Source organism: Herbaspirillum sp. SJZ106 (assembly GCF_006715495.1).
Taxonomy (GTDB): domain Bacteria; phylum Pseudomonadota; class Gammaproteobacteria; order Burkholderiales; family Burkholderiaceae_D; genus Herbaspirillum.
Genome location: NZ_VFNI01000001.1, coordinates 1,166,011 through 1,177,614, shown reverse-complemented (window position 1 = coordinate 1,177,614; position 11,604 = coordinate 1,166,011). Strand labels below are relative to the sequence as shown.

Genomic DNA, 11,604 nt, shown 5'->3' with positions numbered 1-11,604 from the left:
CACCGCAGGCTACGCTGCCGGCAACAACCCCAGCACCACTGCGGCTTGCCGCTTAGACTAACTTTAAGTCTGGACCAGTTGTTTCAGGCCGGTCAGTCTTGCCAAATCTTGTAGGTCGCGGTCCATCGACCGGCAAACTAGATTTGAAAAGAACGGTGATGTCGGGGCTCCTTGGGAAAGTGAGCCGTCAAAGGTGCAAATATGTGCGACAACTGATGCAACTGCATGAGAGAAATTAAAGGGGCGCTTTTGCAGAACCCCTCTAATTCGGTAAAACGAAATGCTCGGAAAGAAATCCTGCAGGTCGATATTTAATACATGTTGCGTCCGCGGAGAGCAGTGCGCGTTCGCATTAGTCAAAATACTTCTATGAGGAACGAAGCCGTGAACGGACGGCTTAAATGGGCTACTTTTCTTCGTTAAATACTCTAGTATCAGAAGCTGAAATGCTTTGATATTGGCGAAGGGCTCCGCAATGCTTCTGAGTTTCCCATTGCGCTTTGTAAGCGTGAATACTCGGTAATTGGGCTGCGGATAAATCAGCTTTTGCAGCTGAGAATAGGGCAAACCGAGAATGCGCCGCGAAAATTGCGCAACATCATTTCGTATCAAGCTATCCGTTAGAGCTGGGAAAAGAAATGGATTGGGCATGTTGCCAACAGTAGGTGCCGCCCCGGTTGTCTTTCTCCTATATCAGTTGCGACCACATACACTGTTCGCAACCAGAAGACAACGGGGATACTATGCGAATAGCCTGCGTTAACGCGGGCCTGGTTAAGCTCCAACCGAAGCGGCTTTGCGATTCTAAATCAGGGCACAGCCGGTCGACAATAATATTTGTGACCAGCGTGAACTCGAATGTCTCACTGTGTCCGCTCTGCGCGGCTGTGATGGATGTACAAATAAAGCAGGCCGATTGGAGCGATGACTGGAGAGAGGAACCAGCATAGGCCCATCATGAATAGCTTCACTACCAACATCAGAATTGCGTTCACGTAGAAGACATTGTCCCCCATGATGAATGACACGATGCTTTCGTAGACGAAGCGCGCGTACGGATATAGCAATGTGCAGACAATGAATAGCGGAATGAGCTTCAACTGGAATGCATGGTTGCCGCTTGTCGACGCGAAGTACATCATTACGGGGAAAATTAGGCCAAATACAAATTGCCTGAAGTAGTAACGACTATTCAGCCCCCCGAATGTCTTGCTAAGCACCGGACGTAATTGCACGAACTTCCCCTTTCGATTTTTAATTAATTATTACCCCATGGGAATGGTATCACTAAAATTCGGTTTGGAATTTTGACCTCTCCAACTTTGAATGACTTGCGCGCTACGAAAAAAGAAGGCAATCGCTACTATTTCCTCCATTCGCCAGTCTTTGCTGACCAGCCTCAGCGTGTATTGAGTGAGCGCTCTAAACGACCTCTGCAAATTCCCGAGAAAACGATGGTTATCGTCGAAGGCTGCATCTCAACGAAGAAGGACGCTTATTCCAGCAAATAGGTCGACCAGCTTCTCTGATTGAGAAAATCGAGCGGGCCTAAATCTAGGAGCCAACCACCTGCTTAAGCGCCAAGCCTGTAAGTTGCTTGATGACCTCGAACGTGAGGTCGATGCCTTTCTTTTTTGCGATGTCTTTGACCGCGGTCCACACTGAGTTGGAGCGCATGGTGTCGAGCAGGTCGTGGCCCGTCATGGTCAGCCTCGGCGTGGTAATCGCCCAGTGGCATTCCCCAGTCGAATCGCGAATTATCTTAATACCTTCGATATAGCCGGCCTCCGCCAAGAGTTCTACATGCCCGCATATCCGATTCGAAGTAGCAAAGTATTCGCGAATCTTTTCCTGGTACTGTGCCTCGGTTTCTCCATCCAACCATCGAGGAGATTTCGGAATATCGACGAAGACGTCGCGGTCTTCTTCAATATCCGTCAGTTGCTGGCGGATTAAATCCCAGTCTCGCTTCATGAATTTCTCCTGGCCACGTTTTGGGGGAGGCGCTGCCGGCTGGCAGCTCCTTTGCATTTCTCGAATAGTACGTGGAATATCAACTCACGGTGCTTTGCTCATCCCGCCATTGCTGGAACAAGCGCTGGAAGGCTTTTGCCATTGAGTCATCCCATGGGTAGTATAGTTTTGGTGAGAACTCTTTGAAGTAGGACTCACGCAGCTCTTCCCAGGTCTGAACGTGCAGCGGCAAGTGGGGGCAATCTATCGCATCCTTGATGACAAGCCTCTTGTCGCCGCGAGCTGACTTGAGGAGTCGCGTTTTGTTATCGAGCAGCCATTTCTTAAAGGATGTATTCCACATCCGCAGCGTTTCATGATGAGGCGTTGTGCGCTGGAATAGCTGCAAATTTGTTTTCCCAACCGCATACCAACCGGATTCGTCGTGCTCGGAATACTTCCAGCCGACTTCGCGCGCGTACTCCTGGCCGCTCGGCCCTGGTTCGTTATGACGGAAAGAATCTCTGTAAGGCATTGAGACAAGCGCGAAGCTGTACTCGATGAACTTACCATTTGCGAGCGGCAGTCGTTGATAAAAACGGTAGCGATGGTCAGTCTTGGGAAATTCGAGTTGCGGGTGCCGGGTGTTGACCAAGTCACCCCATCCTTCAGCTGCCGCTGCGTGATCGATACCATGCATGAATCGCATCGATATCTCGGTGGGTAAATCTGTCGTGTACGCAGACCCTGGATAGCCTAAACCGTGCATTTTGGCGAACAGGGCAACAGCCCGGCGCCGCAGTAGGTTAATTTGGTCGTAGTTTTTGACATCGTCAATCTCCAACACCCTAATTCGCTCAAGCACATTGAGGAATTCCGCCTTGTTGTCTTCGCGGACGATGATATCCACAAGGTGGAAAAGGGGAATATCCTGATAGCCCAACGCCTCGAGCCGCGCGAAGAATGGCTGGTCTTGTAGCAAATCTAGCGATGGCGCCACGTCATCCGTGATTGCCTTGTTCAGCGCGATATTGCTCTGGAAGCCAAGTGCCGAGGCAATTGCTTCGCTGAGGTGCGACGATGAAACTTTGGTGAGGCGGTCTTTGAGGGATTGCTTCAGCTTACGAGCGGCATCAGCAGAAAATGCGGGCGCGCAAGTAGCGGCCATGGAGACACTCCAATCATTTAATTGGTCAGCATCTCCCGATTACGTACCGACCCAATGAATGGAATGCGGAAGTAGTGTTGCATTTCATGTCTGCTTTAACCCGGGAGCAGGTCCGGCCCAGACGCCTTGAGCCTAATCCTATCATCGGATTTGTTGAGTTTGCAACCGCAAATTGCCAGATTCGACGGCCGGCAGGCGGATAGAAAGGAGAATTGCGTTTCAGCATTACACTGATGAGCGCTGCAGAATTATCCTTGACGAAACGGCATTCGCATCTCCGATGCGGCTTTTTCATTGGCGCTCACGAACGAGGCTGTCTCAACGTTCCATCACGCGGCAGGAGACGAAGACGCCGATGGCGTCCATTGGCCGTTGACGATCTTTTCCAGCCAGAAGGTGCCGATCACGGTTTTGACGTCGGTAATCTGGCCGCTGCGCACCTGTTCCAGCAGCTCGGACAAGGGCGCCTTGTAGATATCGAGGAACTCGCCCTCATCCAGCTTGCGCTCCCCTTCCTGCAAGCCGCGCGCGACATACAGTTCGAGCCGCTCGTCGGCATAGGCGATGGCATTGTGGATGGTGCAGATGTGCTGCCAGTCGGTGGCGGTATAGCCGGTCTCTTCCAGCAATTCGCGCTTGGCGCAAGCCAGCTCATCCTCGCCCGGATCGATCTTCCCGGCCGGGAATTCGATGAAGACGCGGTTCAACGGATAGCGGAACTGTTTTTCCATCAGCACGGTGCCGTCGTCGAACAGCGGCAGGATGGTCACCGCGCCGGGGTGCTTGATGTATTCGCGCACGGCTTCCTTGCCGTCGGGCAAAGTCACCGTATCGCACTGCACCTTCAGGAAGTGGCCGTCATAGACCTGTTGGCTGTCTTTTTTCGTTTCTCTCAGGTGTGCATCCATCGTAGGCTCGCGAGATCGAAGGTGAGTGGAAAACGGCGCGGCTCTCTCCGGCCCGTGGCGGCCGGAAGAACCGGGTGGTGGGATAGCGCGGCGGCCCGTCGCAACGGATGGCCGCGCATGCCTGAGTCAGCCGGGCTCGAAGTCAGCCGTGCTTCTTGCGCAGGTAGCGCAGCACGTAGCCGGGATAGGCAAGCACCAGGAACAGACAGCCGGTGACCGCATAAAATTCCCAGCCCTGGGAAAAGACGTTGCCGATGCCGGCTTCGAGGAAGTGGGCGACGATGCCCACGGCAAAGTAAAGCGCCAGCAGTTCGAGCAGGCGCACCCAGATCGGCTTGATCCAGCCGTCGTCCTTGCGTAGCGGCACCAGGGCGAACAGTTGCTGGTTGAAGAAAGGCAAATTGGCCGCGAAAGCGGCCAACAGGATCACCAACCAACTGAAGAGGGAAACGTTCACGTCTCCCGCCCCTTACGCGACGACCTTGCTGAGGAAGGTCGCCAGCGTGGTGACGATGGCATTGGTGCAGGCATCCATCAAGTGGCCCGGCCACAGGCCGATGGCCAGTGCGGCGATGCCGTTGAGGCTCAGCACCAGGCGCATGTCGGGAGTGGCGACGATCTTGGCGTTGTCGACCGGATCGTCGAAGTACATGACCTTGACCACGCGGATGTAGTAGAACGCGCCGACCAGCGAGAACAGCACGGCCAGCACGGCCAGCCAGATCTGGCCGGTGCCCAGCACGGCCTGCAGCACCGACAGCTTGGCATAGAAGCCGACCAGCGGCGGAATGCCCGCCAGCGAGAACATCAGGATCATCATGACTGCGGCGAACCACGGGCTGCGCTGGTTCAGGCCCTTGAAGTCTTCGATCGTGTCGGCTTCGAAGCCGGCGCGCGAGAGCAGGATGATGACGCCGAAGGTACCCAGCGTGGTAAGCACATAGGTGACCGCGTAGAACATCGAGGAGCTGTAGGCGTTGACGGCCGAGAACAGGTTGCCGTCCACCACGCCCGACATCATGCCCAGCAGCATGAAGCCCATGTGCGAGATGGTCGAATAGGCCAGCATGCGCTTGATGTTGCTTTGCGCGATCGCGGTGACGTTGCCCAGGATGATCGACAGCACGGCCATGACCATCAGCATCTGTTGCCAGTCCACCGCCAGCGGCAGCATGCCTTCGACCAGCAGGCGGAACGTGATCGCGAACGTGGCCAGCTTGGGCGCGGCGCCCAGCAGCAGCGTGACCGGGGTCGGCGAACCTTGATAGACGTCCGGCACCCACATGTGGAATGGCACGGTGCCCAGCTTGAAGGCCAGGCCGGCCACCAGGAACACGATGCCGAACACCAGCACGGTGCGGTCGACGGTGCCCGAGACGATGGCGCGGAACACTTCATTCAATTCCAGCGAACCGCCGGTGGCGCCGTACAGCATCGACATGCCATACAGCAGGAAGCCCGACGCCAGCGCGCCCAGGACGAAATACTTCATGGCGGCTTCGGTAGATGCGGCGTTGTCGCGACGCAGGGCGACCAGCGCATACAGCGACAGCGACATCAGTTCCAGGCCCAGGTAGATCGACAGGAAGCTGTTGCCGGAAATCATGATCATCTGGCCCAGCAGGGCGAACAGCGCCAGGGCGTAGTATTCGCCGCCCAGGTGGCCGCCGGTGATGCCGCGCACGCTGTTGTATTGGCGCGAGTAGACCAGGGTGACGCCGACGCCCAGGTAGGTAAACAGCTTGAGCAGGTTCGACAGCGGGTCGGAGACGAACATGTTGTTGAAGGTGTAGACCGTCGCGCCACCGTTGAGGTCGCCGGTGGTCAGCACCGCGCAAACCACCAGCGCCGCCAGCGACAGCAGGTAGGTGATGATGCGCTTGGCTTCCGGCAGGAACATATCGATCAGCAGGATCACCGAAGTGGCGATCAGCAGAAATATTTCCGGATAGACAGGGATCAGATTAATGTTGTTCATTTAGTTACCGCTTGTGTTCGTCCGCTCGTTTCGTCGGCGTACCGGTCCGCTAGTTACGGTGCTGCCCTCGCCTGTCGCCTTTGGCTTCCTTCGAGGTTCCTGCTCACCGTGAAACGCAGCCGGACTATCGCTTCGCTTGGCCGGCATGCTGCGCCGGCTTGCCTCTTACCTACTTCAACCGGTGGAGCCCTGACCGGCGCTCCACCTTCCAACCGTCAAGATCAGTTGATCTTGGATACCGCAACGTGCTGCAACAGGTCGGTCACCGAGGTCTGGATGCTGTCGGTGATGATCGCCGGATACAGGCCCATGACCATGGTGGCGATCGCCAGCAGGCCAAGGATGAGGAATTCGCGCGGGTTGACGTCGACCAGCGCTTCCACATGGTGATTGGCGACGGCGCCGAAGATCACGCGCTTGGCCAGCCACAGCGAGTAGGCCGCGCCCAGGATCAGTGCGGTGGCGGCCAAGAGGCCGATCCAGAAATTGAACTTGACCGCGCCCAGGATCACCATGAATTCGCCGACGAAACCGGAAGTGGCCGGCAGGCCGCAGTTGGCCAGCGAGAACAGGATGAAGAAGAAGGCGAAGCGCGGCATCTTGTTGACCACGCCGCCGTACTGGGCGATTTCGCGGGTATGCATCTGGTCGTACAGCACGCCGATGCACATGAACATCGCGCCGGAGACGAAGCCGTGCGAGATCATCTGCACGATGCCGCCCTGCACCGCCAGGTCGTTGAACATGAAGAAGCCCAGGGTGACGAAGCCCATGTGGGCGATCGACGAGTACGCGACCAGTTTCTTCATGTCCTGCTGCACCAGCGCCACCAGGCCGATGTAGATCACCGCCACCAGCGACAGGAAGATCATGAAGCCCGACAGCGCATGGCTGGCGTCAGGCAGGATCGGCAGCGAGAAACGCAGGAAACCGTAGGCGCCCAGCTTCAGCATGATCGCGGCCAGCACGATGGAGCCGCCGGTCGGCGCCTGCACGTGGGCGTCCGGCAACCAGGTGTGCACCGGCCACATCGGCACCTTCACCGCGAAGGCGGCCAGGAAGGCGAAGAACAGGATCTTCTGCTCCAGCATCGACAACGGCAACTGGTGCCAGGTCGGGATGTCGAAGCTGCCGCCCGAGACGAAGTACAGGTAGATCAGCGCGACCAGCATCAAGAGCGAGCCCAGCAGCGTGTACAGGAACAGCTTGAAGGCCGCGTACACGCGGTTGTCGCCGCCCCATACGCCGACGATGATGAACATCGGGATCAGGGTCGCTTCGAAGAAGACATAGAACAGCATCGCGTCCAGCGACGAGAACACGCCGATCATGATGCCCGAGAGGATCAGGAAGGCGCCCATGTACTGGCCGACGCGCTTTTCGATCACCTTCCAGCCGGCCAGCACCACGATCACCGTGATGAAGGCGGTCAGCGGCACGAACCACAGCGAGATGCCGTCCAGGCCGAGGAAGTAGGAGATGTTGAAGCGGTCGATCCAGGGGGTCTTCTCGACGAACTGGTAACCGTGGGCGGCCGCGTCGAAATGCTGGATCAGGGGGAAAGTAACGACCAGTCCGACCAGCGAGCCGAACAGCGCCAGCCAGCGGGCCAGGCCCGGATTACTGTCGCGGCCGACGGCCAGAACGAGGATGCCGAATGCGATCGGTACCCAGATCGCAAGGCTCAGGATGGGAAAAGTTGACTGCATCATGGTTGTTATCTTCTTACAGCTTATTTGCCAAACGGGAACGGCATGAACCACACCAGGAAGCCCAGCACGCCGATGATCATCACGAACGCATAGTGATAGATGTAGCCGGACTGCCAGAGACGCGTGAATTTCGAGAACCAGCCGACCACCTTGGCGCTGCCGTTGACGAACAGGCCGTCGATGATGCCGCGGTCGCCCACGGTCGACAGGCCGCCGCCCAGCAGGCGCGCGCCGCCGGCGAACACGACGTCGTTGAACTTGTCCATGTAGTACTTGTTGTCCAGGATCGTGTAGATCAGGCTGAACTTTTGCTTGAACCAGGCCGGCACGCGCGGGTTGACCATGTAGCAGTAGTAGGCCACGACCACGCCGGCGATCGCCAGCCACAGCGGCGCGCTGGTGAAGGCATGGGTCACCATGGCGACCGGGCCGTGGAACTCATGCGCCAGTTCTTCCATGACCTTGTGGTTTTCGCCGAAGAAGATCACGCCCTTGAAGAAATCGCCATACAGCATCGGCGAGATCGCGAAGAAGCCGACGATGACCGAGGGGATGGCCAGCAGGATCAGCGGCAGGGTCACCACCAGCGGCGACTCGTGCGGCTTCTGGCCCGGGGCCAGTCCATGGTGGTGTTCGTCGTGGTCGTGGCCGTGGTCATCATGCGCATGGTCGTCATGGCCATGGTCGTCGTGAGCGGCATGGGCCGCGGTCGGAGCGTGGTGGTCGTCATGGCCGTGCGCCTTGCCGAAACGCTCCTCGCCATGGAACACCATGAAGTACATGCGGAACGAGTAGAACGCGGTCACGAACACGCTGGCCAGCACGGCGAAGTAGGCGAAACCGGAGCCTGCCAGGTGCGACTCGGCGGCGGCTTCGATGATCGAATCCTTGGAATAGAAGCCGGAGAAGAACGGCGTGCCGATCAGCGCCAGCGAACCCAGGAGCGAGGTGATCCAGGTAATGGGCATGTACTTGCGCAGGCCGCCCATGTTGCGCATGTCCTGGTCGTGGTGCATGCCGATGATGACCGAGCCGGCGCCGAGGAACAGCAGCGCCTTGAAGAAGGCGTGGGTCATCAGGTGGAATACCGCCACCGAGTAGGCCGAGGCGCCCAGCGCGACGGTCATGTAACCCAACTGCGACAGCGTCGAGTACGCCACCACGCGCTTGATGTCGTTTTGCATGGTGCCGAGGAAACCCATGAACAGCGCGGTAATGGCGCCGATCACCAGGATCACCGACAGCGCGGTGTCGGACAGTTCGAACAGCGGCGACATGCGGGTCACCATGAAGATGCCGGCGGTCACCATGGTCGCGGCGTGGATCAGTGCCGAGATCGGGGTCGGGCCTTCCATCGAGTCAGGCAGCCAGACGTGCAGCGGGAACTGGGCCGATTTGCCCATGGCGCCGACGAACAGGCAGATACATGCCACCGTCAGCAGCATCCAGTCGGTGCCCGGCAGGGTCAGCTGGGCCAGCTCGGCGCGCTTGTCGAACACTTCGGTGTAGTTCATCGAACCGGCGTAGGCCAGCAGCAGGCCGATGCCCAGGATGAAGCCGAAGTCGCCGACGCGGTTGACCAGGAAGGCCTTCATGTTGGCCTTGATCGCGGTCGGACGGGTATACCAGAAACCAATCAGCAGGTAGGACACCAGGCCCACCGCTTCCCAGCCGAAGAACAGCTGCAGGAAGTTGTTGCTCATGACCAGCATGAGCATCGAGAAGGTGAACAGGGAGATGTAGGAGAAGAAGCGGTTGTAGCCGTCGTCGTCCTTCATGTAGCCGATGGTATAGACGTGGACCATCAGCGAGACGAAGGTGACCACGCACATCATCATGGCGGTCAGGCTGTCGACCATGAAACCGACTTCCAGCTTCAGGCCGGCCACCGTCATCCAGTTGTACAGCGTACCGTTGTAGGTGGCGCCGTCCAGCACCGCCAGCAGCGTCTGGAACGAGATGATGGCCGCGATCAGCACGCCCAGGATGGTCGCGCTATGCGACACCTTACGGCCGACCACGTTGCCGAAGAATTTGGTGCCCATGAAACCCGCGATGGCGGATCCCGCCAACGGCGCCAGGGGTACGGCAAGAAGAAGATGTGGGTTAAGTTGCCCCGCCATGATGAACCTTATCGCTTATTGGCTGCCCCGCTCTGTTGCCGCGGGGCCTCCCATCTTTAAATGAAATTTAAATCGAGCCTCGGACTGCGACCCGCGCCCGGTCCGTCAGCCCTTGAGGCTGTCCAGATCTTCGACGTTGATGGTATCCAGGTTACGGAACAGCACCACCAGAATCGCCAGACCGATCGCGGACTCGGCCGCCGCCACGGTCAGGATGAAGAACACGAAAACCTGTCCGGCCGCATCGCCGAGGTAATGCGAGAAAGCAATGAAGTTCATGTTGACCGCAAGCAGCATCAGTTCGATGGCCATCAGCAGCACGATGACGTTCTTGCGGTTCAGGAAAATACCGACGATCGAAATCGCGAACAGGATCGCGCCGAGGATCAGGTAATGAGAGAGCGTAATTGCCATGTTGTCTTCCCGCCCTTCTTAAGATTGTTGTCCGGAAGCCGGGGTGCCGTCGCCGGCGCCGTCCTGGGCGCCGTTGTTGCGGGTCGACTCGGCCTTCATGCTGACCAGGCGCACGCGGTCCGAGGCCTTGACCTTGACGGCCTTGGCCGGGTCGAAGTACTTGGTGTCCTTGCGCTTGCGCAGGGTCAGGGCGACGGCGGCGACGATGGCCACCAGCAGGATCACGGCCGCGATTTCAAACGCGTACACATATTCGGTGTAGATCAGCATGCCCAGCGGCTTAGTCTGGCCGATGGTGTCGGAGACGGCCGGCACCTGCGAATCGGAAGTCCAGAAGCTGCGCAGCAGCACGGCGGCCATTTCCAGCACGATGATCACGCCGATGGTGGCGGCCAGCGGGAAATAGCCCCAGAAGCCTTCCCGCATCTTGTCCAGGTTGATGTCCAGCATCATCACCACGAACAGGAACAGCACCATCACCGCCCCGACGTAGACCAGCACCAGCACGATGGCCAGGAACTCGGCCTTGAGCAGCATCCAGATGCCGGCTGCCGAGAAGAACGACAGCACTAGGAACAGGGCCGCATGCACCGGATTGCGGGCCGTGATGACGCGCACTGCGGCGATCACGAGGATCACCGAGAACACGTAGAACAAGACAGTTTTAAATTCCATAATCAACCAGAAGTTGGTTCAGTCAGCACGGCACCACGGCTGGGCCGGGTTCCATCGCAATACATCTGTTACCGATGCACGCATTCGGTTCTTGCCGCATCGGCCCCGTTTCCGGAGGCCTTTGCCGCCCTTCCCCGTCGTTCGGCCAACGCCGGCGGCGGGAATGCGGATCAGCGGTACGCTGCGTCCGCGGTGCGGGCTGCGGCGATTTCGTTTTCGTAACGGTCGCCCACTGCCAGCAGCATTTCCTTGGTGTAGTACAGGTCGCCCCGCTTTTCACCGTGGTATTCCAGGATGTGCGTCTCGACGATCGAATCGACCGGGCAGGACTCTTCGCAGAAACCGCAGAAGATGCACTTGGTCAGGTCGATGTCGTAACGGGTAGTGCGGCGCGAACCGTCGGCGCGCTGCTCCGATTCGATGGTGATGGCCATCGCCGGGCACACCGCTTCGCACAGCTTGCAGGCGATGCAGCGCTCTTCGCCGTTCGGATAGCGGCGCAGCGCGTGCAGGCCGCGAAAACGCGGCGACTGCGGCGTCTTTTCCTCAGGGAACTGCACCGTGATCTTGCGCTTGAACAGGTAGCGCCCGGTCAGGGCCAGGCCCTTGAACAGCTCCCGAAGCATCAGGCTGCCGAAAAAATCCTTAATCGCTTCCATTTTTAGCCTCAGCC

At 58.3% G+C, this 11,604-nt stretch carries 12 protein-coding genes; all 12 read right to left on the bottom strand.

The genetic code is table 11. From position 1 onward, the window contains the following. Positions 1–63 precede the first annotated feature (63 nt). The 12 genes from FB598_RS05195 to nuoI all read right to left on the bottom strand — a co-directional run bounded on the left by FB598_RS05195 (position 64) and on the right by nuoI (position 11,590). A complete protein-coding gene (locus FB598_RS05195; protein ID WP_141913299.1) occupies positions 64–651 on the bottom strand; it encodes a reverse transcriptase family protein in 588 nt (195 codons plus the stop codon). A 212-nt stretch (positions 652–863) separates the two neighbouring features. After that, the gene (locus FB598_RS05190) at positions 864–1,235 is read right to left on the bottom strand and encodes a hypothetical protein (RefSeq protein WP_141913298.1); all 372 of its coding nucleotides are present in this window, start codon (positions 1,233–1,235) and stop codon (positions 864–866) included. 319 nt (positions 1,236–1,554) lie between these two features. Beyond that, on the bottom strand, positions 1,555–1,974 hold the full coding sequence (locus FB598_RS05185; protein WP_141913297.1) for a YjcQ family protein: 420 nt from the start codon (positions 1,972–1,974) through the stop codon (positions 1,555–1,557). Positions 1,975–2,053: 79 nt separating this feature from the next. Then, a complete protein-coding gene (locus FB598_RS05180; RefSeq protein WP_141913296.1) occupies positions 2,054–3,121 on the bottom strand; it encodes a hypothetical protein in 1,068 nt (355 codons plus the stop codon). A gap of 329 nt (positions 3,122–3,450) precedes the next feature. After that, positions 3,451–4,029 (bottom strand): NUDIX domain-containing protein, encoded by a 579-nt coding sequence (locus FB598_RS05175; protein WP_141913295.1) that lies wholly within the window; start codon positions 4,027–4,029, stop codon positions 3,451–3,453. A gap of 142 nt (positions 4,030–4,171) precedes the next feature. Next, positions 4,172–4,486: a DUF2818 family protein gene (locus FB598_RS05170; RefSeq protein ID WP_141913294.1), complete on the bottom strand. Its 315-nt coding sequence runs from the start codon at positions 4,484–4,486 to the stop codon at positions 4,172–4,174. A 12-nt stretch (positions 4,487–4,498) separates the two neighbouring features. Continuing rightward, positions 4,499–6,007 carry an NADH-quinone oxidoreductase subunit NuoN gene (gene nuoN / locus FB598_RS05165; protein WP_141913293.1) on the bottom strand — a complete coding sequence of 503 codons (1,509 nt, stop codon included), beginning with the start codon at positions 6,005–6,007 and terminating at the stop codon, positions 4,499–4,501. 221 nt (positions 6,008–6,228) lie between these two features. Beyond that, positions 6,229–7,719, bottom strand: a complete 1,491-nt coding sequence (locus tag FB598_RS05160; RefSeq protein WP_141913292.1) for an NADH-quinone oxidoreductase subunit M — start codon at positions 7,717–7,719, stop codon at positions 6,229–6,231. A 20-nt stretch (positions 7,720–7,739) separates the two neighbouring features. Continuing rightward, positions 7,740–9,842 carry an NADH-quinone oxidoreductase subunit L gene (gene nuoL / locus FB598_RS05155; protein WP_141913291.1) on the bottom strand — a complete coding sequence of 701 codons (2,103 nt, stop codon included), beginning with the start codon at positions 9,840–9,842 and terminating at the stop codon, positions 7,740–7,742. A gap of 105 nt (positions 9,843–9,947) precedes the next feature. Beyond that, positions 9,948–10,256 (bottom strand): NADH-quinone oxidoreductase subunit NuoK, encoded by a 309-nt coding sequence (gene nuoK, locus FB598_RS05150; RefSeq protein WP_141913290.1) that lies wholly within the window; start codon positions 10,254–10,256, stop codon positions 9,948–9,950. An 18-nt stretch (positions 10,257–10,274) separates the two neighbouring features. Beyond that, complete coding sequence (locus FB598_RS05145) at positions 10,275–10,931, bottom strand: NADH-quinone oxidoreductase subunit J (protein ID WP_141913289.1); 657 nt, start codon at positions 10,929–10,931, stop codon at positions 10,275–10,277. Between the two features lie 170 nt (positions 10,932–11,101). Beyond that, positions 11,102–11,590, bottom strand: a complete 489-nt coding sequence (gene nuoI / locus FB598_RS05140) for an NADH-quinone oxidoreductase subunit NuoI (protein WP_050468350.1) — start codon at positions 11,588–11,590, stop codon at positions 11,102–11,104. Positions 11,591–11,604 lie beyond the last annotated feature (14 nt).